This window comes from Kitasatospora sp. NPDC087314 (genome assembly GCF_044744365.1).
In the GTDB taxonomy this organism is placed as follows: Bacteria; Actinomycetota; Actinomycetes; order Streptomycetales; family Streptomycetaceae; genus Kitasatospora.
The window spans coordinates 551,217-575,491 of record NZ_JBIUYE010000001.1 but is presented as its reverse complement, the minus strand read 5'-3'; the positions used below and the strand labels follow the sequence as shown (position 1 = coordinate 575,491).

Sequence of the window (24,275 nt, the reverse complement as noted above, 5' to 3'; positions counted from 1 at the left end):
GTCGTCACGCACGCCCGGCCGAAGGCCCGCCTGCGCCGGTCGGTCTTAGCCGACGTGCCCGCCGATCAGCCACCCCAGCAGGTAGGTCACCCCGGCCGCCGCCCCGCCCAGCACCAGCTGCCGCAGCCCGCTGAACCACCAGCTGCGCGCCGTCACCCGGGCCACCACCGCGCCGCACAGGAACAGCCCCGCCATCGACAGCAGCAGCGCCGGCAGCAGCGAGGTCGCCCCCAGCAGGTACGGCAGCAGCGGCAGCAGCGCGCCCACCGCGAAGCAGACGAAGGAGGACCCGGCGGCCACCCACGGCGACGGCAGGTCGTTGGGGTCGATGCCCAGCTCCTCCCGGGCGTGGATCTCCAGGGCCTGGTCCGGGTTGGCCGACAGCTGCCGGGCCACCTCGTGGGCGAGCCCCGGCTCCACCCCGCGGGAGATGTACAGCTGCGCCAGTTCGGCCAGCTCGCCGTGCGGGTTGCGGCTCAGTTCCAGCCGCTCGGCCTCGATCTCGGCCTGCACCAGTTCGGCCTGCGAGGCCACCGAGGTGTACTCCCCCGCCGCCATCGAGCAGGCCCCGGCCACCAGCCCGGCGAGCCCGGTCAGCACCACCGTGGCGCTGGACGCCGAGCCGCCGACCACGCCGGTCATCAGCGCGAAGTTGGAGACCAGGCCGTCCATCGCCCCGAACACGGCGGGCCGCAGCCAGCCGCCGTTCACGTCCCGGTGGTGCCCCGCGGCGGGTATGCGGGGGTGGTGTCCGGCCTCGGGCTCCAAGGTGATCGCGCTCACGGCAGTTCCGCTCCGTTCGATTCGTCTTTCCTCGAACGTAGACCGTCTGACCTGGGCATTTCCAGCAAAGTAAGGCTGTCCGAACAGCGCGGCGGCCGCCCTCCGCGAGCATCGCGGGGGCGGCCGGAACGGAGGGAACTCCCAGGTCAGGTCAGGTTCTTGGTGTCCTCGCCGGTCGTCTTGGCGGCTCCGGCGGCGGCCGGGGCGTCCACCTTTTCGTCCGCGGGCTGAGACGACTTCCCGCTCTTCGAGTCCTTCTCGTCCACCCGGACCTTCTCGTCCGCCGTGGCCTTGCCGTCCACCGGAGCTTTCCCGTCCGCCGGAGCCTCCGCGGACCCGTCGCCGGACGCCTGCTCGACGTGCGCGGCCGGGTCGATGCTCGCCGGGTCCTCCCGGCCGGGCCGCCTCCGACCGACGATCACCAGGTAGGCCACGGCGGCCAGGAACACCACCCCGGCCGTCCAGTCGTTCAGCCGGACGCCCAGGAAGTGGTGCGCCTCGTCGATCCGCAGCCACTCGGTCCAGGCCCGGCCCACCGTGTACGCGGCCACGTACAGCGCGAAGGCCCGGCCGTGCCCCAGCTTGAAGCGGCGGTCCGCCCAGATCACCAGCAGCGCGACCCCGACGCACCACAGCGACTCGTACAGGAAGGTCGGGTGGTACACGCCCGTGACGACCTCGCCGCTCGGCAGCGTCTTGTCGATCTCCAGGCCCCACGGCAGCGTCGTCGGCCGGCCGTACAGCTCCTGGTTGAAGTAGTTGCCCCAACGGCCCATCGCCTGCGCGAGCGCGATGCCCGGCGCGATGGCGTCGGCGTAGGCGGGCAGCGGCACGCCCCGGCGGCGGGCGCCGATCCAGGCACCGACCGCGCCGAGCGCGATCGCGCCCCAGATGCCGAGGCCGCCCTCCCAGATCTTGAGGGCGTTCCAGGGGTTCTTGCCGTCCCCGAAGTACAGCTGATGGTCGGTGATCACGTGGTACAGCCGACCGCCGACCAGGCCGAAGGGCACGGCCCAGACGGCGATGTCGCCGACCGTGTGCTTGGCACCACCCCGGGCGACCCAGCGCTTGCTGCCGAGCCAGACGGCCACGACGACACCGAGGATGATGCAGAAGGCGTAGGCGCGCAGCGGGATCGGTCCGAGGTACAGGACGCCCCGCGACGGGCTGGGAATGTAGGCGATATCCATGGCGGTTCCGACGCTACAGGGTCGGCGGGCCCTGTCGGGCACGCCTGGGGTCACAGAAACCGAACAGCGGGTCCCGGATAGCGCCGCCACCCCCTCCGGACGGGGAGGGGGCGGCGGCGGTCACCCGGCAGCGTACGCGGCTCAGCCGGCCGTCGGCGACGGGTTGTTGGCCTCCGAGGCGGTGCTGGTGGGCGCCGGGGTCTGCCCGTTGGAGCCCGTGGTGCCCAGCTGCTTGCCCTGGTTGGCGGCGTCGACCCACTTCACCAGGTTGGCCGGGGTGATCTCCTCGCTGCCGTTCTTGGGGTAGATCGGCTGGCCGTTGAGCAGCACCGTCGGGGTGGACTTGTAGCTGGACTTGTCGAAGTCCTGCTGCACCGAAGACACCCATCCGCCGTACTTGTTGTCGTTGACGCAGGACGCGAAGGCGGGCGTGTCGAGGCCGTTGACCTGCTTGGCGAGGTTGAGCAGGACGGCCTTGTTGCCGAAGGCGTCGTTGGTCTCCTCCGGCTGGTTGCGGTACAGCACGTCGTGGAAGTCCCGGAAGTGCCCGGCGTCCTGGGCGCAGGCCAGCGCGTTGGCACCGATCTTGGAGCCCTTGCCCGGGACGGCCCGGTCGATGAACGACACGATGTGGTAGTTGGTGTAGATCTTGCCGGCGTCCTCGAGCTGGTCGATGGTCGAGGAGAACTCCCGCTCGAAGATGCCGCAGGCCGGGCAGCGCGGGTCCTCGTAGACGGTGAGGACGGCCGGGGAGTTGGCCGAGCCGGTCGGGATGACCAGGTTCTTGTCGCCGATCGTCCCGGCCGGGGCGGCGACCGGCGTCTCCGGCTTGGAGCGCTCGTTCTGCACCACGACACCGGTGACCACGGCGGCGGCGATCACCACGAGCACCGCGCCGCCCACGAGCAGCTTCTTCCTGCGCCGGGACGAGGCCTCGTCGGCCGCCCGCTGCTCCAGCATCCGCTCGCGGGCGGTGCGCTTGCCTTCTCGGTTCTTCTCGCTCATTGCCTTGACATCCACAATCGGGGAGGGCCTTCGTGGGGTGGGGTGGGGGTACGACGGGGCCGGCCGGTCAGCTCGCCAGCCAGCCGTCCACCGAGAACCTGGTGCGGGGCCGCCACAGCAGCCACCCGGCCAGCAGCAGGAACCCGGTGTCGCGCAGGATCTCCTGCAGGTACTCGGTCTGCGAGGCGTCGACGTGCCCGCCGCCGCCGAAGCAGCCGCAGTCGATCGTGATGCCGCGCGCCCAGGCGGAGGCGATCCCGGCGATGAAGGTGAGCAGCAGCAGCGCGGAGACCCCGGCGACGAGCCGGACCCCGAGGCCGATCACCAGCAGCAGGGCGAGCGCCAGCTCCAGGAAGGGCAGGGCGTAGCCGATCGGCTTGACCAGGCCCTCGGGCAGGATCTCGTAGGCGCGGACGGCCTGGGCGGCCTCCGCCGGGTCGGCGATCTTCGCCAGGCCGGCCCAGCCCCAGACCACCGCGAGGCCGAGCCGGACGGCGGTGCCCAGCCACTGGCTCCAGGCCGGCACCGGCCGCCGAGCCGACGGCGTGGGCACCGGGTCACCGGGCTGCACTGCCGGGCCGGCCATCAGGGAACCCCCCTCGGGAAACTCGTTCACTTCCTGATGAACCGTAAGGGATGAAGGACGGTTCCTCCATATTCAGGAATTACGCCGGATGGGTGACGCCTGATGAGGATGTGTCCCCATTCGGCGAACGCCCGTTCGTCAGCGGCAGCCGGGCGGGCGCCCCGGTTCGAACAGGTCGGCCCGCCCTTCGCGGTGCGAGCGGGCGGCCCGCACGACGGCGTCCCAGCGGGCCGCCTCGGCGCAGGCGTACGCGTCCCGCTCGGCCCGCTCGGCGCCGCGCTTGGCCAGCGCCTGCCCCACCTCGGTGTGTGCCCCGACGGAGGCGCCGAGCGCCAGTGCGGCGGCGGCCGCCCGCAGCAGAACGGCCCGATGGAGACCCGGCACCGGCTCACCCCTTCGCTCGCTCGGCAACCCCCGTACACGTCGTTCGTGCACTCGTCCCTCCACTCAACGCCCGTCAACCCCGCCTGATGCGTGTCCCCGCTGCTGTTCACCCGTTCGGGGCCGCGACACACCCGCGCCCGGCGTCGTCGGGCGCGGACAAGGCGAACGGCCCGCCACCCCCAGGGGGCGACGGGCCGTCAGGTGGTACGGGTCGTCAGCGCCGGCGGACGCCCGCCGCCAGGTCACCGGCGAGGGCGCGCACCGCGTCCAGCGCGGCCGCCTCGTCGTCGCCGGCCTCCAGGATCCGCTTCACGAACGCGGAGCCCACGATCACGCCGTCCGCGAAGCCCGCCACCTCGGCGGCCTGCTCGGCGGTGGAGACCCCGAGGCCGACGCAGACCGGCAGGTCGGTGGTGGCCCGGGTACGGGCGACCAGGTCCTCGGCGAGCGAGCCGACCTGGTTGCGGGTGCCGGTCACACCCATCACGGCGGCCGCGTAGACGAAGCCGCTGCCGGCGGCGGTGACCTCGGCCAGCCGCGGGTCCTTGCTGCTGGGGGCGACCACGAACACGGTGTCCAGCCCGTGCTCGTCCGCCGCCTTGCGCCACTCCTCGGACTCCTCCACCGGCAGGTCCGGCAGGATGCAGCCGGCGCCGCCCGCGGCGGCGAGGTCGGCGGCGAAGCGCGCGGTGCCGTAGCGGTCGACCGGGTTCCAGTACGTCATCACCAGCACCGCCGCCTCGGGGTGCGCGGTGGCGACCTCCTGGACGGTGCGCAGCACGTCCTTGATCCGCACGCCGCCGCGCAGCGCGATGTCGTCGGCGGTCTGGATGACGGCGCCGTCCAGCACCGGGTCGGAGTGCGGCAGGCCGACCTCGACGACGTCGCAGCCGCCCTCGATCAGCGCGTTGATCGCGCGGATGCCGCCGTCGACGGTCGGGAAGCCGCCCGGCAGGTAGCCGATCAGCGCGGCGCGGTTCTCGGCCTTGGCGGCCGCCAGGATGCCGCTGAGCTTGCTGGCCTCATCGGGCTTGTTCGCCATGGTCACTTACCCCCGTGGGCCGCGTCGTGGGCCGAACCGCCGGCCGGCTCGTCGTACAGGCCGAAGTACTCGGCCGCGGTGTGCATGTCCTTGTCGCCGCGCCCGGAGAGCGAGACCAGGATGGTGGCCTCGGGCCCGAGTTCGCGGCCCAGCTCCAGGGCGCCGGCCAGCGCGTGGGCGCTCTCGATGGCCGGGATGATGCCCTCGGTGCGGGACAGCAGCCGCAGCGCCTGCATGGCGGCGTCGTCGGTGACGGGGCGGTACTCGGCCCGGCCGGTGTCCTTCAGCCAGGCGTGCTCCGGGCCGACGCCCGGGTAGTCGAGGCCGGCCGAGATGGAGTGCGACTCGATGGTCTGGCCGTCCTCGTCCTGCAGGACGTAGGTGCGCGAGCCGTGCAGCACGCCGGGGTCGCCCTTGGTGAGGGTGGCGGCGTGCTTGGGGGTGTCGGCGCCCTCGCCGGCGGCCTCGCAGCCGATCAGGCGCACGCCGGCGTCCGGGATGAACTCGTGGAAGATGCCCATCGCGTTGGAGCCGCCGCCGACGCAGGCGACGACGGCGTCGGGCAGCCGCCCGGTGCGGTCGAGCACCTGCTGGCGGGCCTCGACGCCGATCACCCGGTGGAAGTCGCGGACCATCATCGGGAAGGGGTGCGGGCCGGCCACGGTGCCGAACAGGTAGTGGGTGGAGTCCACGTTGGCGACCCAGTCGCGGAACGCCTCGTTGATGGCGTCCTTGAGGGTGCGGCTGCCGGACTTCACGGACACCACCTCGGCGCCGAGCATCCGCATCCGGGCGACGTTCAGCGCCTGGCGCTGGGTGTCGACCTCGCCCATGTAGATGGTGCAGTCGAAGCCGAACAGGGCACAGGCGGTGGCGGTGGCCACGCCGTGCTGACCGGCGCCGGTCTCGGCGATGATCCGGGTCTTGCCCATCCGCCGGGTGAGCAGGGCCTGGCCCAGCACGTTGTTGATCTTGTGCGAGCCGGTGTGGTTGAGGTCCTCGCGCTTGAGCAGGACGCGCGCGCCGCCCGCCTCGGCGGAGAAGCGGTGCACGTCGGTCAGCGGGCTCGGGCGGCCGGTGTAGTCCTTGAGCAGCGCGTCGAGCTCGGCGGTGAAGGCCGGGTCGGCCTTGGCCTTCTCGTACTCCTCGGCGACCTGCTCGACGGCGGCGACCAGTGCCTCGGGGATGAAGCGGCCGCCGTACGCGCCGAAGTAGCCGCGGGCGTCCGGCACCTGGGCACCGGGGAGATAGTCCTTCGCGGACTTGTCGGACATGGTGGAGTCCTTAGGGGAGATGACGACAGTGACGTCTCGTGGCCGGGATCAGCCGGACGTGCGCCGCCATCGGCGGCCCGGTACCTGCCCGGGCTCGCAGCCGATCACGTACCGCACCCGCCGCCCCAGCACCCGGCGGGCGGGCGCGCGGCAGCCGCGCGGGCGGCAACCGGGGGCGAGGCGGGTGGCGATCTTCATGTCGGCGGGTCAGTCCTTGTGCCGGACGGCGGGGTGGGCCCCGGCCGCGACCAGGTCGGCGACCGCGGCGCGCGGGTCCTTGCCGGTCACCAGGGACTCGCCGACCAGGACGGCGTCGGCACCGAGGTTGGCGTAGGAGATCACGTCCAGCGGGCCGCGCACGCCGGACTCGGCGACCTTGACGATGCCGTCCGGGATGGCGTGGACGACGTTGCCGAAGGTGTTGCGGTCCACCTCAAGGGTCTTGAGGTTGCGGGCGTTGACGCCGATGATCCGCGCCCCGGCGTCCACCGCGCGCTTGATCTCCTCCTCGTCGTGCACCTCGACCAGCGGGGTGAGGCCGATCGACTCGGCGCGCTCGATCAGCGACACCAGGGCCGACTGGTCGAGGGCGGCGACGATCAGCAGCGCGAGGTCGGCGCCGTGCGCGCGGGCCTCCCACAGCTGGTAGGCGGTGACGATGAAGTCCTTGCGCAGCAGCGGGGTGTCCACCGCCGCGCGGACGGCGTCCAGGTCGGCGAGCGATCCGCCGAAGCGGCGCTGCTCGGTCAGCACGCTGATCGCGGCGGCACCGCCGGCCGCGTAGTCGCTCGCCAGGGCGGCCGGATCGGCGATCGAGGCCAGCGCGCCCTTGGACGGGCTGGAGCGCTTCACCTCGCAGATCACCCGGACCCCGTCGCCCTTGAGGGCGGCGACACCGTCCTTGGCCTCGCGGGCCTTGGCGGCGCGCTCCTTGAGCTCGTCCAGGGTGACCCGGGCCTGCCGTTCGGCGAGGTCCTCCCGGACCCCGTCGATGATCGTGTCGAGCACACTCATGCGCACACCTCGCTTCGCTCAGCAGGCGCTGCGCGCAACACGCACCTGTCAATGGTTCGCTCGCTCACGCGAAGTGCCCCCAACATCTCTGCTCGTTCGCCGGCGACGAGCCGTCCGGGCAGTGGCCCGGCGGCTCTTCGATGGTATCGGCACCCGGGGGCGCGGGGCGCATCCGCCCGGTGGGCGTCTCGCGTGCCGGACGCCCCCCGAGGCGGCTCCCAGCTGCGGTTTCACCGGTTCTCCGGCGGACGCCGAGCCCGTGTGCGGGGCAAGTGGACCGATGTACGGACTGCGGTGTGGACCGGTGCGCGGGCCGCTACCCGCAAGGGCTCGGGATCAAACCAGCAGGGGCGCCAGTCCCGCCCCGACCGGCAGGTTGCGCACCACCGTGAACACCAGGACCAGCAGGGCGATCAGCACCCAGCGCCGGGCCCCGAGCGCAGGCCTGGGCCGCGGCCCGCCGCCGAGCAGCGCGGCCCAGCCCCAGCGCAGCCAGAACAGCGCCAGCACGGCGAACAGCAGGACGGCCGCGGCGTTGTCGTGCAGCGCGCCGGTCAGGTCCCCGTGGGTCAGCGCGTGGACGCAGCGCAGCCCCCCGCAGCCGGGGCACCACCAGCCGGTGGCGGCCAGGAAGGGGCAGTCGGGGTAGTGCCCGGGGACGTTCGGGTCCACCACGGCGAGGTAGGCGGTGGGGACGGCCGCCGCTGCCAGTGCGGCCAGCGGCGGGCCCAGCCGGCGCAGTACGGGCGGCAGGGCGGGGGCGGTGGGGGCGGCGTTCACGCCCCGATTCTGCCCGCGCGGAGCCCCGGACAGACCGAAACGGCGGGCGCGGCGCGCCCGCCGTTTCGCGGTCCGGAGGAGTCCGTCGTCAGGCGGTGACGGCGACGCGGGCCTCGGCCTGCTCCTCGACCGAGGTGTACACGTTGGTGCTCGGCTGCTTGCCCATGCCCGCCATCGACATGGCCTTGCCGATCACACCGCCGGCCAGGACGACCGCCAGGCCTGCCCAGACCAGCAGCACCGACGGAAGGATCATCGCGACCCCCGCGATCCCGAAACCGATGAAGGTGATGGTCACACCGGTCCAGGCGGCGGGGTTGTGACCGTGTGCTGCTGCTGACATCTGCTGATGCTCCTAGCCTCTCGGGGCCCGGCCGGGCCTGCGGGGCCGCCGGCGGGTTGACGGGTTCCATTGTGCCGGGCCACACACCCGCCTCCCAAAGCGGGTGCCCCGTCTATCGCGTCACACGTGGCGGGTCCGTCGCGTCGCACGCGGCCGGTCGCCACGACCCGCCCGGCCCCCGTCCCCGGAGCCGGCTCAGAGCGCGGTCGGGTCCTCGCCCCGGTCCAGCGCCTTCCACAGGTCGGCCGGGGTCCCGGTCGTCGCGGGGGCCTTGCGGGTGGGCGCCTCGTAGCGGCTGCCCATGGCCGGCCAGCCCCGGCCGTAGCGGAGGGTGAGCAGCCCGGCGACGGCCAGCAGCAGCCCGCCGGCCAGCGCCACCCAGGGCCAGCCGGTGTGGCCGACCTCGGTGGCCGCCGACCCGGACAGCGCCAGCTTGCGGGCCGCCTCGTCGTCCAGCGCGGCGGTGTCCCCGGCGCCCGCGGCCGAGGCGACGGCCGCGCCGAGGCCCGCCAGCAGGGTCAGCGCGCCGACCGCGAGCCGGCCGGCGCCGCGCACCGCGAACACCGCGACGGCCGCCGCGAGCCCCACCAGGGCCAGCCCGCCCGGCACTTCGGAGATCTTGCCGCCGGTGACGGACACCGCCAGGGTGCCGGCCCGGCCCTCGGCCCAGACCCGGCCCACGGCGGTCAGCACCAGGACGGCGCTCAGCACGGTCAGCAGGAGCATCACGCCGAGCGTCCGGCGGCCCGCCGCGGGGGCCGACGGGGCGGGTACGGGGGTCTGGTCAGGTGCGCTCACCCGTCCACTATCCCCCGACCGGCGTCCGGCCCCGCACCCGGGGTGGGCGGCCCGGCCGGGAACTCGTCCGTCCGCAGCACCAGCGTCCGCTCGCCGAGCGGCAGGAACAGGTCGTTGCCGAACGGCACCCGTTCCGCCTCCCGGTACGCCCCGTCGGCGGACGGCGCGGTGTGCACGAGGCAGACCGCCGCCGCCGGGTCGACCACCACGTACAGCGGGATCCCGCTGAGCGCGTACGCCCGCGCCGTCTCGGCGAGGTGCGGCCGGGCCACCTCCAGGACCGCCTCGACACCACTCCCCGCGTACCGGCCCCGGCCGTCGGGCTCCACCCCCGGCGCGGTCACCGCCAGGTCGGGGGCGAGGCCGCCGGGCGCGGCCGGGGTGACGACCACGACGCCGGACAGCACCCGGCCGTGGCCCGCCAGTTGGTCCCTGATCTGGGCGGCGGCGTCCAGCACGGTCTCCCGCCGCGGCCCGTCCTGCGGCATCCCCGGCATCCCGGCCGCCTTCCGTTCCGACACGTACCGGCATGTACCGGCACGTTCCGGCATGTTCCGGTTACGACAGTTCCGGCGTCCGCAGCGTATTGGCGGTGGCGACGGCGCGCAGCACGGCGGCCGCCTTGTTACGGCACTCGGTGTCCTCCCCGTGCGGGTCGGAGTCGGCGACCACGCCCGCGCCGGCCTGTACGTAGGCGGTGCCGTCGCGCAGCACGGCGGTGCGGATCGCGATCGCGGTGTCGGAGTCCCCGGCGAAGTCCAGGTAGCCCACGCAGCCGCCGTACAGGCCGCGGCGGGTGGGCTCCAGCTCCTCGATGATCCGCATCGCGCGGGGCTTGGGCGCGCCGGACAGCGTGCCGGCCGGGAAGCAGGCGGTCAGCACGTCGAAGGCGGTCCGCCCGGGCGCCACCCGGCCGGTGACGGTGGAGACGATGTGCATCACGTGGCTGTAGCGCTCGATGTGCATGAAGTCGACCACCTCCACGCTGCCCGGCTCGCAGACCCGGCCGAGGTCGTTGCGGCCGAGGTCGACCAGCATCAGGTGCTCGGCCCGCTCCTTGGGGTCGGCGAGCAGCTCGGCCGCCAGCGCCGCGTCCTCGTGCGGGGTGGCGCCGCGGTGCCGGGTGCCGGCGATCGGGTGCAGCATCGCCTCGCCGCCGGTGACCTTGACCAGCGCCTCCGGGCTGGAACCGACCACGTCGAAGCCGCCCTCGGCGGTGCCGTCCGGCCCGGGGAAGCGGAACAGGTACATGTACGGGCTGGGGTTGGTGGTGCGCAGGACGCGGTAGACGTCCAGCGCGGAGGCCGGGCAGGGGGCCTCGAAGCGCTGCGAGGGAACGACCTGGAAGGCCTCGCCGGCCCGGATCCGCTCCTTGATGTCCTCCACCGCGGCCCGGTACGGCGCGCCGCCGAACGGGGAGCGGACCTCGCCCGGGCCGGCCGGGGTGAAGGTGGCCAGGCCCGGGTCGACCGGCTTGAGCAGGCCGGCCTCCATGGCGTCCAGCCGGGCCACCGCGTCCGCGTAGGCCTCGTCCGCGCCGCTGGCCAGGTCGTTGTGGTTGACGGCGTTGGCGATCAGCAGCACGGTGCCGTCGACGTGGTCGAGCACGGCGAGGTCGGTGGCGAGCAGCATGGTGAGCTCGGGGAGCCGGAGGTCGTCCGGGTTGAGGTCGGGCAGCTTCTCCAGTCGGCGGACGACGTCGTAGCCCAGGTAGCCGACCAGACCGCCGGTCAGCGGCGGCAGTCCGTCGTCGGTGCGGCGCGGGGTGTGCAGCGCCTCCAGCGCGGCGCGCAGCACCTGCAGCGGGTCCCCGGTGGTGGGGATGCCGACCGGCGGGGTGCCGAGCCAGCGGGCGGCGCCGTCCGGGCCGGCGGTGAGGACGGCGGCGCTGCGGACGCCGACGAAGGAGTAGCGCGACCAGCTGCGGCCCTGCTCGGCGGACTCCAGCAGGAAGGTGCCGGGCCGCTCCTCGGCGAGGCTGCGGTAGAGGCCGATCGGGGTGAGACCGTCCGCGAGGAGCCTGCGGGTGACCGGGATGACCCGGGTGTCGACGGCGAGCTTGCGGAAGGTTTCGAGATCCATGGCGAGCGGCACCTTCTGGAGTTCGGGTGGGAGGGTCAGGCGAGCGGGAGCACGTCGGCGTCGAAGCAGGTGCGGTCGCCGGTGTGGCAGGCGGCACCGGTCTGGTCGACCTTCACCAGCAGGGTGTCGCCGTCGCAGTCCAGCGCCACCGACTTGACCGCCTGGGCGTGGCCGGAGGTGTCGCCCTTCACCCAGTACTCGCGGCGGCTGCGGCTCCAGTAGGTGCAGCGGCCGGTGGTGAGCGTGCGGTGCAGCGCCTCGTCGTCCATCCAGCCGAGCATCAGCACCTCGCCGGTGTCGTACTGCTGCGCGATGGCCGGGAGCAGGCCGTCCTCGGTGCGCTTGAGGCGGGCGGCGATCTCGGGGGCCAGGGCGGTGGTGCCGGGGGTGGCGGGTGTGGTGGACATGGGGCCATTGTTGCAGTCCGGTCCGCAGCCCCTCGCGACCTGGCCGGGGGTGGTCAGTCGGTGCGCGCGCAGCCGGGCGGCCAGATCCGGTGGACGAACAGCCCGGCCGCCAGGGCCAGTGCGGCGACCCGGGCGGGCTCGCTGCCCGGCTCGCCGTCCCAGACCGCGATCAGCTCGTCGACCATGCCGACCAGGGCCCGTCCGGTGTCGTCGCCGAGGCCGCCGCGCTCGACGGCGGCCAGCCGGTGGACGGCGCGGGCCTCGCCCAGCAACCGCAGCCGGGCCGCGCTCACGCTCCCGATGCCGCTCGCGGGGACGACGATCTCCAGTTTGCCGCCGTGCTCCAGGACGGACCGGGCGAACCAGCTCTCCGGCCCCTCCCCGGCGCAGCCGACGCCGACCAGCTCGTACGGTCCGAAGGTGGTGACCAGCCGCCAGATCTCCCCGCGGACCAGCATCTCGGTGATGCCGCCCGACAGGCCCTGGTGACCGGTGATTCCGACGCGCATTCCCAACTCCCGGGATTCGTGCCGTGCCGCCGGGGAGCCTAGCGCTTGTCCGACAATTCCCGTCGCGCGCGGCGCGAATTGTCGGACAAGCGCTGGCCGACCCGTCCCGGACAGCGCGGCAACGGGACGATTTCGGCCAACCGCCTGCCGGGCGGGCCCCGCGTGGGCCATCCTCGTGGCCATGACCTCCGCGCAGCAGCCGCCCGCAGCCGCCGACTCCCGCCCGTCCCGGGGCCTGGTCCTCACCGTCGCGGCGGTACTCGCCGTGCTGCTCGCCGTGGTGGCCACGGTCCTGCTCTGGCCGGAGGACCGGAAGCCCACGGCCGCACCGCCCCCGCCCACCCCCACGGCCACCCCGACCCCGACGCCCACCCCCACACCGACGCCCACCCCGACCAAGGCCCCGCCGTACGCCTTCTTCCCGGTCGGCGCCTGCTTCGACCACCCGCAGCTCAGCCCGACGATCACCAAGGCCGAGGAGCGCCCCTGCACCGGCGGGCACGACGGCCAGGTGATCGCCGACCTGAAACTGGCCGACGGCCTGACCGGCGAGATCCCCATCTCGCTCGCGATGCGTGAGGGCTGCAAGGAGGCCGAGGCCACCGCCAAGGCCCGCCAGAACGACGGGAAGACGTACTACGGACGCCAGTTCGGCCCCGCGCTGGCCAACTACCAGCAGGGCTGGCGGGACTACACCTGCACCCTGACGGCGAGCAACAAGCAGGGCGGCCCCAAGCTCACGGGCGACCTGCGCTGACCGAGGTTCGCCACGTCCTAAGGTGGCGTCATGTCGAACCACGCCCTCGCCGAGCGCCACCGTCTCGCCGAACTCCTGGCCGCCGCCGGGCCGGACGCCCCCACTCTCTGCGCCGGGTGGACCACCCGGGACCTCGCCGCCCACCTGGTGATCCGCGAGCGCCGCGCCGACGCGGCGGCCGGCATCCGGGTCGGTGCCCTCGCCGACTGGACCCACCGGGTGCAGTCGGCGTACGCCGAGCGCCCGTACGAGGAACTGCTGAAGCTCTTCCGGTCCGGCCCGCCGCTGTTCTCGCTGTTCGCCCTGCCCGGCGCGGACGAGGCCGCGAACACCGTCGAGTACTACGTGCACGCCGAGGACGTCCTGCGGGCCGCCGACGGCTGGACGCCCTCCCCGGTGCCCGCCGGCCGCGCCGAAGCCCTGTGGCGCCGACTGCCGCTGCTGGCCCGCCTGGAAGCCGGCCGCCGCTCCCCCGTCCGCCTGGTCCTGCGCCGCCCCGACGGCCAGTCCCTGACCATCGGCCCCGCCGGCTCCCCCACCGTCCAGCTCACCGGCGAACCAGGCGAGCTGCTCCTCTTCACCTACGGCCGCGGCACCCGCACCACCCTCACCGTCGACGGCCCCCCGGACGCCCTCGAGGCCCTGCGCCACGTCCTGCCCCTGCCACCGCAGCAGTAGGGCGGCCGGCCCCCACGCGTCTCCCCACCCCTGCCCCGGCTGCGGATGTCAGTGGTCGGGTGCAGACTCGCAGAGGGTCGGGGAGGGTGCGCGTGCGCGCCCGACGGAACCGTCCCGGTCACTCTCCGTCGAAGGGGCACCACCTCATGCTCACCACCGACTTTCCCGCCGGCGCGCCCTGCTGGATCGACCTCGGCAGCCCGGACATCCCCGCCACCGCCGACTTCTACGGCAAGGTGTTCGGCTGGACGTTCCAGTCCGCCGGCCCGGAGGCGGGCGGCTACGGCTTCTTCCAGCTGAACGGCAGGACGGTCGGCGCCGTCGGCCCCCTCGACGAGGGCGACCAGCCCACCTGGACGACGTACTTCCGCACGGCCGACGTGACCGCCACCGCGGAGGCCGCCGAGCAGGCCGGCGGCTCGGTCCTGGTCCCGCCGATGGACGTCATGGGCGAGGGGTGGTTCGCCCAGTTCGCCGACCCGCAGGGCGCCCGGTTCGCGGTCTGGCAGGCCGGTAGGACCACCGGCCTGGACGTGGTGTCGGAGGACGGTGCCCTGGTCTGGGCCGAGCTGCACACCGCGGACCCGGCCGCCGGGTTCGGCTTCTACCAGGCGCTGTTCGGCTGGCGGGTGGAGAACTTCGAGCCGGCCCCGGGCATGGCCTACCGGGTGGTCTCGACCTCCGAGGGCGACCAGCAGGCCACCAGCTTCGGCGGCATCGCCCCGACGATGCAGGCGGGCCAGCCCTCCGCCTGGACGCCGTACTTCGCCGCCGACGACGTGGACGCGGTGATCGCGAAGGCGACGGCGGCCGGCGGCTCGGTGCTGATGCCCGCCGAGAGCGTGCCCAACGTCGGCCGGCTGGCCTGGCTGGCGGACCCGCACGGCACGCCGTTCGCGCTGATCAAGGGCGAGCCGCGCGAGGCCTGAGGATGCGGAAGGGCCCGCCGCGCACCGGCGCAGCGGGCCCTCAAGCCGTACGGACGGTCACCGCACCGGGTGCCCGGCCTCCCGCAGCGCGTTCTTGACCTCGCCGATCCGCAGGTCCCCGAAGTGGAAGACGCTCGCGGCGAGCACCGCGTCCGCGCCCGCCTCGACGGCCGGAGCGAAGTCGGCGAGCTTGCCGGCGCCACCGGAGGCGATCACCGGCACGGAGACGGCCTTGCGCACGGCCCGGATCATCTCCAGGTCGTAGCCGTCCTTGGTGCCGTCTGCGTCCATCGAGTTGAGCAGGATCTCGCCCGCGCCCAACTCGGCCGCGCGGCCCGCCCATTCGACGGCGTCGAGGCCGGTGCCGCGGCGCCCGCCGTGGGTGGTGACCTCGTAGCCCGACTCGGTCTCCGTACCGGGAGGGCAGCGCCGGGCGTCGACCGAGAGCACCAGCACCTGCCGGCCGAAGCGCTGGGCGATCTCGCGGACCAGCTCGGGGCGGGCGATGGCCGCGGTGTTGACGCCGACCTTGTCGGCGCCGGCCCGCAGCAGCTTGTCGACGTCCTCGACGGCACGGATGCCGCCGCCGACGGTGAGCGGGATGAAGACCTGCTCGGCGGTGCGGCGGACCACGTCGTAGGTGGTCTCCCGATCCCCGGAGGAGGCGGTGATGTCGAGGAAGGTCAACTCGTCGGCGCCCTCGGCGTCGTAGAGCTTGGCCATCTCGACCGGGTCGCCGGCGTCGCGCAGGTTCTGGAAGTTGACGCCCTTCACCACCCGCCCGGCGTCGACGTCCAGGCAGGGGATGACACGTACTGCGAGGGTCACGGCTGTTTGCCTTCCAGGGTCTTTGCCAGCCCGGCACGATAGGCGTCGAGCTCGACCTCGACCATCATCCGGGAGTCGATCAGCCCCTCGACCACCACCATGGTGGTCACCGGGCGGGCGGCGTCGAAGAGTTGGCGGTGGGCGCGGCCCACCTCGTCGGCGTCGCGGACGTGGGTGATGTACATCCGGGTGCGGATCACGTCCTCCGCCGTCAGACCGTACGCGGCGAGGGCGCTGAGCCCGACGCCGAACGCGGCGAGGGTCTGCCGGTAGGGGTCGCCCTCGTGCTCGATCCGGCCGTCCACCCATGCGGTGGAGCCGCCCACGTGCACGTGGTCGCCCACGGCGACCGCCCGCGAGAAGCCGAACTGGTCCTCCCAGGGGGAGAATCCGCCGACCCTGCCGCGTACGATCCGACGTTCCGTCATCCTGAAACCGCCTCCAGGGCCTCTTCGAGGGTGAACTTCTGCTCGTAGAGTGCCTTGCCCACGATGGCGCCCTCGACACCCTCGCCGACCAGACCGGCGATGGCGCGCAGGTCGTCGAGCGAGGAGACGCCGCCGGAGGCGACGACCGGGCGGTCGGTGGCGGCGCAGACGTCGCGCAGCAGCTGGAGGTTGGGGCCGGTCAGGGTGCCGTCCCGGTTGACGTCGGTGACGACGTAGCGGGCGCAGCCCTCCCGGTTGAGCCGCTCCAGCACGTCGAAGAGCTGGCCCCCGTCGCGGGTCCAGCCGCGGCCGCGCAGGGTGGTGCCGACGACGTCCAGGCCGACGGCGATCTTGTCGCCGTGCTCGGCGATGGCCTTGGCGACCCACTCGGGGGCCTCCAGCGCGGCGGTGCCGAGGTTGACCCGGGTGCAGCCGGTGGCGAGCGCGTTGGCGAGCGACTCGTCGTCGCGGATGCCGCCGGACAGCTCGACCTTGATGTCGAGGCGGCCGGTGACCTCGCGCAGCAGCTCGTAGTTGGTGCCGGTGCCGAAGGCGGCGTCGAGGTCCACCAGGTGCAGCCACTCGGCGCCGGCGTTCTGCCAGGCGAGGGCGGCGGCCAGCGGCTCGCCGAAGGAGGTCTCGGTGCCGGAGGCGCCCTTGACCAGGCGGACGGCCTGGCCGTCCCGGACGTCGACGGCGGGAAGCAGTTCGAGGCTCATAGTCTTAACTCTTCTGTCGTCAGAGGGTCGTCAGAGGGTGTCGACCCAGTTGGTCAGGAGGGCGGCGCCGGCGTCGCCGGACTTCTCGGGGTGGAACTGGGTGGCCCAGAGCGGGCCGTTCTCGACGGCCGCGACGAACGGCTGCCCGTGCGTGGCCCAGGTGACGAGCGGGGGGTGGATCCGCGCACTGTGGGTCTCCAGCTCCCAGCGCCGCACGCCGTAGGAGTGCACGAAGTAGAAGCGGCTCTGCGGGTCGAGGCCGGCGAACATCCGGCTGCCCTCGGGCACGTCCACGGTGTTCCAGCCCATGTGCGGGATGACCGGGGCCTCCAGCGGTTCGACGGTGCCCGGCCACTCGTCGCAGCCGGCCGTCTCCACGCCGTGCTCGACCCCCTTCTCGAAGAGGATCTGCATGCCGACGCAGATGCCCATGACGGGGCGGCCCCCGGCGAGCCGGCGGTCGATGATCCAGTCGCCGCGGACGGCCTTCAGGCCGCGCATGCAGGCCTCGAAGGCACCGACGCCGGGGACGAGCAGGCCGTCCGCGTTCATCGCGGTGTCGTAGTCGGAGGTGACGGTGACGTCCGCCCCGGTCCGTTCGAGCGCGCGCTGCGCCGAGCGGAGGTTGCCCGACCCGTAGTCGAGGACGACGACGTTCTTGCCCATGTTCAGGTGTCCAGTCTCTCTACGTGTCCAGAGCCCACGTGGCTAGAGGCGCATGATGCCGGAGGCCAGGCACATCACCGAGCCGAACGCGAGCACCAGGATGACGCCCTTGGGCAGCTTCTGCTTCCAGAACGAGATCACGCCGCCGGCCAGGAAGAGGCCGACGAAGATGAGGGCGAGGGCAGCCTTGCTCACAGTGCACCCTTGGTCGAGGGGAGGATGCCGGCCGCGCGCGGGTCGCGCTCGGAGGCGTAGCGCAGGGCCCGGGCCAGCGCCTTGAACTGGCATTCCACGATGTGGTGGGCGTTGCGCCCGTACGGCACGTGGACGTGCAGCGCGATCTGCGCCTGGGCCACGAAGGACTCCAGGATGTGCCGGGTCATCGTGGTGTCGTAGCTGCCGATCATCGGCGCCATGTTCTCGGGCTCGGTGTGCACCAGGTAGGGCCGGCCGGAGAGGTCCACGGTGACCTGGGCGAGCGACTCGTCCAGCGGCACCGTGCAGTTGCCGAAGCGGTAGATGCCGACCTTGTCGCCGAGCGCCTGCTTGAAGGCGGCGCCCAGCGCGAGGGCGGTGTCCTCGATGGTGTGGTGGGTGTCGATGTGCAGGTCGCCGTCGGTCTTGACGGTGAGGTCGAACAGACCGTGGCGGCCGAGCTGGTCGAGCATGTGGTCGTAGAACCCGACGCCCGTGGAGATGTCGGTCCTTCCGGTGCCGTCGAGATCGATCTCGACCAGGACCGAGGTCTCCTTGGTGGTGCGCTCAACGCGTCCGATGCGGGACATGCGGGGTTACAGCTCCTTGATCACGGTGCGAACGGCGTCCAGGAAGGCGTCGTTCTCGGCGGGCGTGCCGGCGGTGACGCGCAGCCACCCGGGGACGCCGTTGTCACGGACCAGGACGCCCTGGTCGAGGATGGCCTGCCAGACGGCGTGGGTGTCGGTGAAGCGGCCGAACTGGACGAAGTTGGCGTCCGAGTCGGTGACCTCCAGGCCGAGCCCGCGCAGCGCGTCCACCAGCCGGTCGCGCTCCGCCTTGAGCCGGCCGACGTAGCCGAGCAGGGTGTCGGTGTGCTCCAGGCAGGCCAGCGCGGTGGCCTGGGTGACGGCCGACAGGTGGTAGGGCAGGCGGACCAGCTGCACCGCGTCCACCACCGCCGGGTCGCCGGCCAGGTAGCCCAGCCGCAGCCCGGCCGCGCCGAAGGCCTTGGACATGGTGCGGCTGACCACCAGGTTGGGGCGGCCCTCGATGAGCGGCAGCAGCGAGGCGCGGTGCGAGAACTCGACGTACGCCTCGTCGACGACCACCAGGCTGGGCCCGGCGGCCTGCGCGGCCTCGTACAGCCGGAGCACGGTGTCGGCGGCGACGGCGGTGCCGGTCGGGTTGTTCGGCGAGCAGACGAAGACCACGTTCGGCCGGTGCTCGGCGATCGCGGTGACGGCGGCGTCCAGGTCGATGGTGAAGTCGTCGCTCCGCGGGCCGGAGATCCATTCGGTGCCGGTGCCCCGGGAGATCAGCGCGTGCATCGAGTAGGAGGGCTCGAAGCCGAGCGCGCTGCGGCCGGGGCCGCCGAAGGTCTGCAGCAGCTGCTGGAGTACCTCGTTGGAGCCGTTGGCGGCCCAGACCTGCGCGCGCGCGACCGGGAAGCCGGTGGTGCGGGTCAGGTACGCCGCGAGGCCCTCGCGCAGCTCGACCGCGTCCCGGTCGGGGTAGCGGTTGAGGTGCCGGGCCGCCTCGGCGACGCGCTCGGCGATCCGGGCCACCAGCTCCTCGGGGAGCGGGTACGGGTTCTCGTTGGTGTTCAGTTGGACGGGCACGTCCAACTGCGGCGCGCCGTACGGGGACTGGCCGCGCAGCTCGTCACGGATGGGGAGGTCGTCGATGCGGGTCACAGCGGTCACGAGCCGGGCACCGTCCAATCGAATCGGGCCTTGATCGCGTCGCCGTGCCCCGGCAGGTCCTCCGCGTTGGCCAGGTTGACGACGTGCGCGGCGACGTCCGCGAGCGCGTCCCGGTCGTACTCGACGACCTGGACGCCGCGCAGGAAGGTCTGCACGGACAGGCCCGCGGAGTGGCAGGCGCAGCCGCCGGTGGGCAGCACGTGGTTGGAGCCGGCCGCGTAGTCGCCGAGCGAGACCGGGGTCCAGCGGCCGATGAAGATCGCGCCCGCGTTGACGACCCTGGCGGCGACCGCGTGCGGGTCGCGGGTCTGGATCTCCAGGTGCTCGGCCGCGTAGGCGTTGACCACGGCGAGGCCCTGGTCCAGGTCGTCGACCAGGATGATCCCGGACTGCCGGCCGCCCAGCGCCTCGGCCACCCGCTCGCTGTGCTTGGTCCGCGCGACCTGCACGGCCAGCTCGGCCTCGACCGCCTCGGCCAGCTCCGGCGAGTCGGTGACCAGCACCGAGCCGGACGTCGGGCCGTGCTCGGCCTGGCTGATCAGGTCGGCGGCCACGTCGGACGCCAGCGCGCTGTCGTCGGCGAGGACGGCGATCTCGGTCGGGCCGGCCTCCGAGTCGATGCCGATCCGGCCGGCGAACAGGCGCTTGGCGGCGGCCACGTAGATGTTGCCGGGGCCGGTGACCATGGTGACCGGCGCGCACTCCTCGGTGCCCAGCGCGAACATCGCCACCGCCTGGGCGCCGCCGACGGAGTAGACCTCGTCCACGCCGAGCAGCGCGCAGGCCGCCAGGATGGTCGGGTGCACGCGGCCCCCGAACTCCTTCTGCGGCGGGGAGGTCACCGCGATGCCCCGCACGCCCGCCTCCTGGGCCGGCACCACGTTCATCACTACGGAGGACGGGTAGACCGCCAGCCCGCCCGGCACGTACAGGCCGACCCGCTCCACCGGCACCCAGCGCTGGGTGACCGTGCCGCCCGGCACCACCCGGGTGGTGTGCCCGGTGCGGCGCTGGTCGGCGTGCACGGCGCGGGCCCGGCGGATCGACTCCTCCAGGGCGGCCCGCACCTTCGGGTCCAGCGTCTCCAGGGCCTCGGTCAGCTGCTCGGCCGGGACGCGGGTCGACTCCAGCCGGACGCCGTCGAAGCGCTCGGTGATCTCGATCACGGCCGCGACCCCGCGATGGCGTACGTCCTCGGCGATCGGCCGCACCTTCTCCAGGGCGGCCGCCACGTCGAACTCGGCACGGGGCAGCAGGTCACGCGGGTCGTCCAGCGAGCCGCGGAGGTCGATTCGAGAGATCACGCCACCCAGTGTAAGGAGTGGCCGGAACCACTGGTCCCGTATTTCACTCCGTGATACGAAAGGCGAGACGACCGGGGGACGGGGGAAACCATGGTGGAGCACGCTCCGGAGGACTGGACCGACACCGAGCGTGAGCTCTGGGAGGCCTTCCGTCGCGGCAACGTGTTCGACCGGCGCAGCGGCGACGCCGACACCGACGACCCCTTCGGTGACGCCGTCTGGGGCCCCGGGCGCACCGTCCGGGCCAGGGTCCTCGCCCACCTGCTGCTGGCCGGCCCGGCCGCCGCCACCGGACGGGTCGCCTCGCTGCGGCTCAACGGCGTGTCGGTCACCGGCGCGCTCAACCTGGCCGGCGGCGACATCGGCCACTACGTCGAACTCCGCGACTGCCGGTTCGAGCAGAAGATCCTGATCTCCGAGGCCGGGGCCAGCACCCTGCGCTTCGTCCGCTGTCTGATCCCCCGCATGGAGGCCTCCCGGCTCGCCACCACCGGCGACCTCCACCTGGCCCGCTGCCGGATACCCGAGGGCATACGGCTCACCGACGCCAAGATCGGCACCGACCTGCTGCTCAACCAGACCGTCCTCGGCTGCGACCGCTTCGGCCGCGCGGTCTCCGCCGACGGGATGGCGGTCCACCAGGACTTCGAGGCCGACCGGATCGAGGTCCACGGCGAGCTGAGCCTGCGCACCACCCGGATCGGCGGCCGGTTCTCGCTGCGCGGGGCCCAGCTGCACGCCGTCCCGCAGAACCGCATCTGCCTCAACGCCGTCCGCATCACCGTCGGCCACACCTGCTACCTGACCAGCTCGGCCGACGCCGGGTGGAGCGGCTCCCGCAGCTACTACGGCTCCGGCTACGGCCAGGTGGCCCCGCCCGGCGCGCCCAGCACCCCGTTCCGCGCCTACGGCCAGGTGCGGCTCTCCGACGCCCGGTTCGACGGGGCCTGCCTGATCTCCGGCGAATTCCACCTGGAGGGTGACGACGAGCTCTCGCTGCGCCGCATCCACACCCCCGAACTGCGCTTCGCCTGCCGGGTGCGCCCCACCGGCCCGGTCTCGCTCACCCGCGCCCGGGTCGGCAACCTGGTCGACACCCCGGAGGCCTGGCCGCGCGGCAAGCACCTCGGACTGACCGGCTTCGTCTACGAGAACCTGCGCCCCGCCGCGCCGTTCACCGTCCAGCAGCGGATCGCCTGGCTGGAGGGCGCCTCCGCCGACTTCCAGCCCGAGTCCTACGAGCAGCTCGCCGCCGCCCTGCGCCGCGACGGCGCCGACGACGACGCCCGCGAGGTGCTGTACGCCAAGCAGCGCCGCCGCCGCCAGACCCTCCCGCTGCCCGCCCGGATCTGGGGCCGGGTCCAGGACGCCACCGTCGGCTACGGCTACCGCCCCGGCCGGGCCGGCCTGTGGCTGCTGCTCGCCTGGGCCCTGGGCAGCGCCTGGTTCGCCACCCACCGGCCGGAGCCGCTGAAGCTCGACGAGCGCCCGCACTGGAACCCGGTGCTGTACACGCTCAGCCAGCTGATCCCGGTCGTCGACCTCGGCCAGCAGGGCTGGAACCCCGGCGGCCTCAGCCAGTACGTCTCCGCCGGGCTGGTGATCGTCGGCTGGCTGCTCGCGACCACCGTCGTCGCGGGCGCCTCCCGGATGCTCCAGCGGGGATGACCGCCTCCCCGCGGGGATAACCGCGACGCACCACTCCCGCCCGGGGAACTACGCTGTCCGCCGTGACAGAACGGCTGCCGCTCTTCCCGCTGAACAACGTGCTCTACCCGGGCCTCGTGCTGCCCCTGAACGTCTTCGAGGAGCGCTACCGCCGTCTCGTCGCCGACCTGCTCGCACTCCCGGCCGACACCCCCCGCCGCTTCGGCGTGCTCGCCATCAAGGACGGCCGCGAGGTCGCCCCGGTCCGCCCGGAGGAGGGTCCGGCCGGGCCGCTCGACGGCCTCGGCACCGCCACCGGGGACCCGCTGGAGGCGATCTTCCACATCGGCTGCGTCGCCGACGTCGCGTCCGTCCAGGAGCAGCCCGACGGCCGCTACGAGCTCCTGGTCACCGGCACCACCCGGTTCCTGCTCCGCTCGGTGGACGTCTCCGGCCCGTACCTGACCGGCGAGGCCGAACTCGTCGAGGAGCGCCCCGGGGAGGGCTCCGGCGCCCTCGCCTCCGAGGTCGAGCGGGCCTTCCGGGTCTACCAGAAGCGCCTGGCCGGCGCCCGCGAGGCCAGCACCGTCGGACGCCAGGAACTCCCCGACGACCCGCAGGTGCTCTCCTACCTGGTCGCCGCCGCGTCCGTGTTCGAGACCCCGGTCAAGCAGCAGCTGCTGGCCTGCCCGGACACCGCCCAGCGGCTGCGCACCGAACTCGACCTGCTGCGCCGCGAGAGCGCCGTGCTCAGCTGGCTGCCGTCGCTGCCCGCGGTCGACCTCACCCGCCAGTCGTTCAGCCCCAACTAGCCCAGGACCCGCGCATGGCGAAGAAAGCGAAGAAGGGCGGGCAGGGCACCCCTGCCACCGTCGCCCTGGAGACCGCCGCCGTCCCGTTCAGCGTGCACGCCTACGAGCACGACCCGGCCGCCGCCTCCTACGGCGGCGAGGCCACCGAGGCCCTGGGCGTCGCCGCCGAGCGGGTCTTCAAGACGCTGGTCGCGGACGTGGACGGCGTCCTCGTCGTCGGCGTGGTCCCGGTCGCCGGCCAGCTCGACCTCAAGGCCCTCGCGGCGGCCGTGGGCGGCAAGCGCGCCGCGATGGCCGACCCGGCCGCCGCCGAGCGCAGCAGCGGCTACGTCCGCGGCGGGATCTCCCCGCTGGGCCAGCGCCGGGCGCTGCGCACCGTCGTCGACGCCAGCGCCCTCACGCACTCCACCGTCTACGTCTCCGCCGGCCGCCGCGGCCTGGAGGTCGAACTCGCCCCCGGCGACCTGGTGGCCCTCACCGGGGCCCACACCGCGCCCATCGCGCGCTGAGCCGACCGGGCCCGCCCGGTCGGCTCTCGCGCCCCCTCGCGCAGGCCGGGGGCGCCCCGCTCAGTCCTGCCCGCTCAGCCCGGTCCCCGGTCCCCCGGCCGCGCGGCGCCGTCCGAAACCGGCTGCTCCCCGCCCACCGCGGGAGCGGTCGGAGCCTCGGGAACGGCTGGCGACTCAGGGGCGGCCGGAGCCTCGGGGGTCTGTGGCAGCTGTCCGTACGGCCCCGCCCAGTACGGCGGCGGGTCCTGCTCCCGCTTCCCGAACGCCGCCGACAGCGCCAGCAGCACCACCATCGCCACCATCGGCCACACCACCAGTGCGCCCATCGCGCCCAGGTCGATGCTCGCGTCGAAGTGCCCGCCGTTGCCGACCCGCCGGGCCTCGGCGATCAGGTTGTCGCTGGGCCCGAGCCACCGCCCGAGGCGCCAGGCGCCGACCGACCCGAGCAGTCCGCCGACCACCAGCCCGAGCGCGACCGCGATGCCGCCGCCACGTCGCCGGGTGATCAGGAAGGCCCCGAGCGCGGTCAGGATGCCCGCGCCGAGCCCGATCAGGACGAAGACCGCGTCGGCCCCGGCCCGCTGCTCGCCTTCCGGGTCGGCGTAGAGGATCCGGTCGCCGTCCACGACCAGCGGCACCTTGGGCGCCAGCCAGACCCACAGCCCCGCCATCACCAGCCCGACCACGATGCAGGCCAGTACCGTGCCCGCGCCGATCCGCAGCTCCGGCAGCAGCCGCTCCAGGAGCTTGGGCCCCGGCGACGGTGCCACCGCGAGGCCGGTCGGCGGCGTCCCGGCGTCCGGGGCCGGCGGCGGCGGCGCGAACGGGTTGGGGGTGGCGTCCGGCACCGCGTCCGCGTCGGCGCGGGTGGGATCCGGAGGTGTGTTCGGTACGGTCACA

Annotated in this window: 31 protein-coding genes; 6 read left to right on the top strand and 25 right to left on the bottom strand. The window is 73.6% G+C overall.

Annotated features, from left to right (window positions below; all coding sequences use genetic code 11):
• Window positions 1-45: 45 nt before the first annotated feature.
• The 16 genes from ACIO5E_RS02645 to ACIO5E_RS02570 form a co-directional block, all read right to left on the bottom strand.
• Entirely contained in the window at window positions 46-774 is a 729-nt protein-coding gene (locus tag ACIO5E_RS02645; protein ID WP_400663425.1) for a VIT1/CCC1 transporter family protein, read from the bottom strand.
• A 155-nt stretch (window positions 775-929) separates the two neighbouring features.
• Window positions 930-1,973, bottom strand: coding sequence for a prolipoprotein diacylglyceryl transferase (gene lgt / locus ACIO5E_RS02640; protein ID WP_400662724.1), 1,044 nt, complete (start codon window positions 1,971-1,973; stop codon window positions 930-932).
• Between the two features lie 141 nt (window positions 1,974-2,114).
• A complete protein-coding gene (locus tag ACIO5E_RS02635; RefSeq protein WP_400662721.1) occupies window positions 2,115-2,978 on the bottom strand; it encodes a DsbA family protein in 864 nt (287 codons plus the stop codon).
• 67 nt (window positions 2,979-3,045) lie between these two features.
• On the bottom strand, window positions 3,046-3,564 hold the full coding sequence (locus tag ACIO5E_RS02630) for a MauE/DoxX family redox-associated membrane protein (RefSeq protein WP_400662718.1): 519 nt from the start codon (window positions 3,562-3,564) through the stop codon (window positions 3,046-3,048).
• 138 nt (window positions 3,565-3,702) lie between these two features.
• The gene (locus ACIO5E_RS02625) at window positions 3,703-3,948 is read right to left on the bottom strand and encodes a hypothetical protein (RefSeq protein ID WP_400662715.1); all 246 of its coding nucleotides are present in this window, start codon (window positions 3,946-3,948) and stop codon (window positions 3,703-3,705) included.
• A 214-nt stretch (window positions 3,949-4,162) separates the two neighbouring features.
• Window positions 4,163-4,990 carry a tryptophan synthase subunit alpha gene (trpA, locus tag ACIO5E_RS02620; RefSeq protein ID WP_400662712.1) on the bottom strand — a complete coding sequence of 276 codons (828 nt, stop codon included), beginning with the start codon at window positions 4,988-4,990 and terminating at the stop codon, window positions 4,163-4,165.
• Window positions 4,991-4,992: 2 nt separating this feature from the next.
• Window positions 4,993-6,264, bottom strand: a complete 1,272-nt coding sequence (trpB, locus tag ACIO5E_RS02615; protein WP_400662709.1) for a tryptophan synthase subunit beta — start codon at window positions 6,262-6,264, stop codon at window positions 4,993-4,995.
• 48 nt (window positions 6,265-6,312) lie between these two features.
• Entirely contained in the window at window positions 6,313-6,462 is a 150-nt protein-coding gene (trpM, locus tag ACIO5E_RS02610; RefSeq protein WP_167745855.1) for a tryptophan biosynthesis modulator TrpM, read from the bottom strand.
• 9 nt (window positions 6,463-6,471) lie between these two features.
• Complete coding sequence (gene trpC, locus ACIO5E_RS02605; RefSeq protein WP_400662705.1) at window positions 6,472-7,278, bottom strand: indole-3-glycerol phosphate synthase TrpC; 807 nt, start codon at window positions 7,276-7,278, stop codon at window positions 6,472-6,474.
• 336 nt (window positions 7,279-7,614) lie between these two features.
• Window positions 7,615-8,058 carry a DUF2752 domain-containing protein gene (locus ACIO5E_RS02600; protein ID WP_400662702.1) on the bottom strand — a complete coding sequence of 148 codons (444 nt, stop codon included), beginning with the start codon at window positions 8,056-8,058 and terminating at the stop codon, window positions 7,615-7,617.
• Window positions 8,059-8,146: 88 nt separating this feature from the next.
• The gene (locus ACIO5E_RS02595; RefSeq protein WP_400662699.1) at window positions 8,147-8,401 is read right to left on the bottom strand and encodes an HGxxPAAW family protein; all 255 of its coding nucleotides are present in this window, start codon (window positions 8,399-8,401) and stop codon (window positions 8,147-8,149) included.
• Between the two features lie 195 nt (window positions 8,402-8,596).
• Window positions 8,597-9,199, bottom strand: coding sequence for a TIGR02234 family membrane protein (locus tag ACIO5E_RS02590; protein ID WP_400662696.1), 603 nt, complete (start codon window positions 9,197-9,199; stop codon window positions 8,597-8,599).
• The gene (locus ACIO5E_RS02585) at window positions 9,196-9,720 is read right to left on the bottom strand and encodes a Uma2 family endonuclease (RefSeq protein ID WP_400662693.1); all 525 of its coding nucleotides are present in this window, start codon (window positions 9,718-9,720) and stop codon (window positions 9,196-9,198) included. The genes ACIO5E_RS02590 and ACIO5E_RS02585 overlap by 4 nt, the downstream gene beginning before the upstream one ends.
• Window positions 9,721-9,757: 37 nt before the next feature.
• Window positions 9,758-11,281 carry an anthranilate synthase component I gene (locus tag ACIO5E_RS02580; RefSeq protein ID WP_400662690.1) on the bottom strand — a complete coding sequence of 508 codons (1,524 nt, stop codon included), beginning with the start codon at window positions 11,279-11,281 and terminating at the stop codon, window positions 9,758-9,760.
• A 35-nt stretch (window positions 11,282-11,316) separates the two neighbouring features.
• Complete coding sequence (gene hisI / locus ACIO5E_RS02575) at window positions 11,317-11,688, bottom strand: phosphoribosyl-AMP cyclohydrolase (RefSeq protein ID WP_063347172.1); 372 nt, start codon at window positions 11,686-11,688, stop codon at window positions 11,317-11,319.
• Between the two features lie 53 nt (window positions 11,689-11,741).
• Complete coding sequence (locus ACIO5E_RS02570) at window positions 11,742-12,197, bottom strand: hypothetical protein (RefSeq protein ID WP_400662687.1); 456 nt, start codon at window positions 12,195-12,197, stop codon at window positions 11,742-11,744.
• 181 nt (window positions 12,198-12,378) lie between these two features.
• Between ACIO5E_RS02570 and ACIO5E_RS02565 the strand changes: the two genes are divergently transcribed.
• From ACIO5E_RS02565 to ACIO5E_RS02555, 3 genes are all read left to right on the top strand, one after another.
• Complete coding sequence (locus ACIO5E_RS02565; RefSeq protein WP_400662684.1) at window positions 12,379-12,954, top strand: hypothetical protein; 576 nt, start codon at window positions 12,379-12,381, stop codon at window positions 12,952-12,954.
• Between the two features lie 30 nt (window positions 12,955-12,984).
• Window positions 12,985-13,632 carry a TIGR03085 family metal-binding protein gene (locus ACIO5E_RS02560; protein WP_400662681.1) on the top strand — a complete coding sequence of 216 codons (648 nt, stop codon included), beginning with the start codon at window positions 12,985-12,987 and terminating at the stop codon, window positions 13,630-13,632.
• Between the two features lie 146 nt (window positions 13,633-13,778).
• Window positions 13,779-14,561 (top strand): VOC family protein, encoded by a 783-nt coding sequence (locus ACIO5E_RS02555; protein WP_400662678.1) that lies wholly within the window; start codon window positions 13,779-13,781, stop codon window positions 14,559-14,561.
• 57 nt (window positions 14,562-14,618) lie between these two features.
• Here the strand turns inward: ACIO5E_RS02555 and hisF are convergent, their stop codons facing one another.
• The 8 genes from hisF to hisD are packed head-to-tail and all read right to left on the bottom strand — an operon-like array spanning window position 14,619 to window position 20,407.
• Complete coding sequence (gene hisF / locus ACIO5E_RS02550) at window positions 14,619-15,389, bottom strand: imidazole glycerol phosphate synthase subunit HisF (RefSeq protein WP_400662675.1); 771 nt, start codon at window positions 15,387-15,389, stop codon at window positions 14,619-14,621.
• Complete coding sequence (locus ACIO5E_RS02545) at window positions 15,386-15,817, bottom strand: RidA family protein (RefSeq protein WP_400662672.1); 432 nt, start codon at window positions 15,815-15,817, stop codon at window positions 15,386-15,388. Before ACIO5E_RS02545 ends, hisF begins: the two co-directional genes overlap by 4 nt.
• Window positions 15,814-16,536, bottom strand: a complete 723-nt coding sequence (gene priA, locus ACIO5E_RS02540; RefSeq protein ID WP_400662669.1) for a bifunctional 1-(5-phosphoribosyl)-5-((5-phosphoribosylamino)methylideneamino)imidazole-4-carboxamide isomerase/phosphoribosylanthranilate isomerase PriA — start codon at window positions 16,534-16,536, stop codon at window positions 15,814-15,816. Before priA ends, ACIO5E_RS02545 begins: the two co-directional genes overlap by 4 nt.
• A 30-nt stretch (window positions 16,537-16,566) precedes the next feature.
• Window positions 16,567-17,202, bottom strand: coding sequence for an imidazole glycerol phosphate synthase subunit HisH (gene hisH / locus ACIO5E_RS02535; RefSeq protein WP_400662665.1), 636 nt, complete (start codon window positions 17,200-17,202; stop codon window positions 16,567-16,569).
• 42 nt (window positions 17,203-17,244) lie between these two features.
• Window positions 17,245-17,397, bottom strand: a complete 153-nt coding sequence (locus tag ACIO5E_RS02530) for a hypothetical protein (protein WP_350885740.1) — start codon at window positions 17,395-17,397, stop codon at window positions 17,245-17,247.
• On the bottom strand, window positions 17,394-17,987 hold the full coding sequence (gene hisB / locus ACIO5E_RS02525; RefSeq protein ID WP_218198172.1) for an imidazoleglycerol-phosphate dehydratase HisB: 594 nt from the start codon (window positions 17,985-17,987) through the stop codon (window positions 17,394-17,396). Before hisB ends, ACIO5E_RS02530 begins: the two co-directional genes overlap by 4 nt.
• A 6-nt stretch (window positions 17,988-17,993) precedes the next feature.
• Entirely contained in the window at window positions 17,994-19,094 is a 1,101-nt protein-coding gene (locus ACIO5E_RS02520) for a histidinol-phosphate transaminase (RefSeq protein WP_400663422.1), read from the bottom strand.
• A 5-nt stretch (window positions 19,095-19,099) separates the two neighbouring features.
• Complete coding sequence (gene hisD / locus ACIO5E_RS02515; protein WP_280674390.1) at window positions 19,100-20,407, bottom strand: histidinol dehydrogenase; 1,308 nt, start codon at window positions 20,405-20,407, stop codon at window positions 19,100-19,102.
• Between the two features lie 90 nt (window positions 20,408-20,497).
• Here hisD and ACIO5E_RS02510 point away from each other — a divergent pair, with 90 nt between their 5' ends.
• The 3 genes from ACIO5E_RS02510 (at window position 20,498) to ybaK (ending at window position 23,375) form a co-directional block, all read left to right on the top strand.
• Window positions 20,498-22,075 (top strand): oxidoreductase, encoded by a 1,578-nt coding sequence (locus ACIO5E_RS02510; RefSeq protein ID WP_400662660.1) that lies wholly within the window; start codon window positions 20,498-20,500, stop codon window positions 22,073-22,075.
• A gap of 62 nt (window positions 22,076-22,137) precedes the next feature.
• Entirely contained in the window at window positions 22,138-22,866 is a 729-nt protein-coding gene (locus ACIO5E_RS02505; protein WP_400662657.1) for an LON peptidase substrate-binding domain-containing protein, read from the top strand.
• A gap of 14 nt (window positions 22,867-22,880) precedes the next feature.
• Window positions 22,881-23,375 carry a Cys-tRNA(Pro) deacylase gene (ybaK, locus tag ACIO5E_RS02500; RefSeq protein WP_400662654.1) on the top strand — a complete coding sequence of 165 codons (495 nt, stop codon included), beginning with the start codon at window positions 22,881-22,883 and terminating at the stop codon, window positions 23,373-23,375.
• Between the two features lie 74 nt (window positions 23,376-23,449).
• On the opposite strand, the gene ACIO5E_RS02495 is transcribed toward ybaK, so the two are convergent.
• A complete protein-coding gene (locus ACIO5E_RS02495; RefSeq protein WP_400662651.1) occupies window positions 23,450-24,274 on the bottom strand; it encodes a hypothetical protein in 825 nt (274 codons plus the stop codon).
• Window position 24,275 lies beyond the last annotated feature (1 nt).

What these genes read in the sequence shown, in the direction of transcription:
- ACIO5E_RS02630 (WP_400662718.1), bottom strand. Translation starts at nt 3,564, where the DNA reads ATGGCCGGCCCGGCAGTGCAGCCCGGTGACCCGGTGCCCACGCCGTCG.
- trpA (WP_400662712.1), bottom strand. Translation starts at nt 4,990, where the DNA reads ATGGCGAACAAGCCCGATGAGGCCAGCAAGCTCAGCGGCATCCTGGCG.
- hisI (WP_063347172.1), bottom strand. Translation starts at nt 11,688, where the DNA reads ATGTCCACCACACCCGCCACCCCCGGCACCACCGCCCTGGCCCCCGAG.
- hisH (WP_400662665.1), bottom strand. Translation starts at nt 17,202, where the DNA reads ATGGGCAAGAACGTCGTCGTCCTCGACTACGGGTCGGGCAACCTCCGC.
- ACIO5E_RS02545 (WP_400662672.1), bottom strand. Translation starts at nt 15,817, where the DNA reads ATGACGGAACGTCGGATCGTACGCGGCAGGGTCGGCGGATTCTCCCCC.
- hisB (WP_218198172.1), bottom strand. Translation starts at nt 17,987, where the DNA reads ATGTCCCGCATCGGACGCGTTGAGCGCACCACCAAGGAGACCTCGGTC.
- ACIO5E_RS02635 (WP_400662721.1), bottom strand. Translation starts at nt 2,978, where the DNA reads ATGAGCGAGAAGAACCGAGAAGGCAAGCGCACCGCCCGCGAGCGGATG.
- ACIO5E_RS02595 (WP_400662699.1), bottom strand. Translation starts at nt 8,401, where the DNA reads ATGTCAGCAGCAGCACACGGTCACAACCCCGCCGCCTGGACCGGTGTG.
- lgt (WP_400662724.1), bottom strand. Translation starts at nt 1,973, where the DNA reads ATGGATATCGCCTACATTCCCAGCCCGTCGCGGGGCGTCCTGTACCTC.
- trpM (WP_167745855.1), bottom strand. Translation starts at nt 6,462, where the DNA reads ATGAAGATCGCCACCCGCCTCGCCCCCGGTTGCCGCCCGCGCGGCTGC.
- trpB (WP_400662709.1), bottom strand. Translation starts at nt 6,264, where the DNA reads ATGTCCGACAAGTCCGCGAAGGACTATCTCCCCGGTGCCCAGGTGCCG.
- ACIO5E_RS02570 (WP_400662687.1), bottom strand. Translation starts at nt 12,197, where the DNA reads ATGCGCGTCGGAATCACCGGTCACCAGGGCCTGTCGGGCGGCATCACC.
- ACIO5E_RS02560 (WP_400662681.1), top strand. Translation starts at nt 12,985, where the DNA reads ATGTCGAACCACGCCCTCGCCGAGCGCCACCGTCTCGCCGAACTCCTG.
- priA (WP_400662669.1), bottom strand. Translation starts at nt 16,536, where the DNA reads ATGAGCCTCGAACTGCTTCCCGCCGTCGACGTCCGGGACGGCCAGGCC.
- ACIO5E_RS02555 (WP_400662678.1), top strand. Translation starts at nt 13,779, where the DNA reads ATGCTCACCACCGACTTTCCCGCCGGCGCGCCCTGCTGGATCGACCTC.
- trpC (WP_400662705.1), bottom strand. Translation starts at nt 7,278, where the DNA reads ATGAGTGTGCTCGACACGATCATCGACGGGGTCCGGGAGGACCTCGCC.
- ybaK (WP_400662654.1), top strand. Translation starts at nt 22,881, where the DNA reads ATGGCGAAGAAAGCGAAGAAGGGCGGGCAGGGCACCCCTGCCACCGTC.
- ACIO5E_RS02510 (WP_400662660.1), top strand. Translation starts at nt 20,498, where the DNA reads ATGGTGGAGCACGCTCCGGAGGACTGGACCGACACCGAGCGTGAGCTC.
- ACIO5E_RS02580 (WP_400662690.1), bottom strand. Translation starts at nt 11,281, where the DNA reads ATGGATCTCGAAACCTTCCGCAAGCTCGCCGTCGACACCCGGGTCATC.
- ACIO5E_RS02565 (WP_400662684.1), top strand. Translation starts at nt 12,379, where the DNA reads ATGACCTCCGCGCAGCAGCCGCCCGCAGCCGCCGACTCCCGCCCGTCC.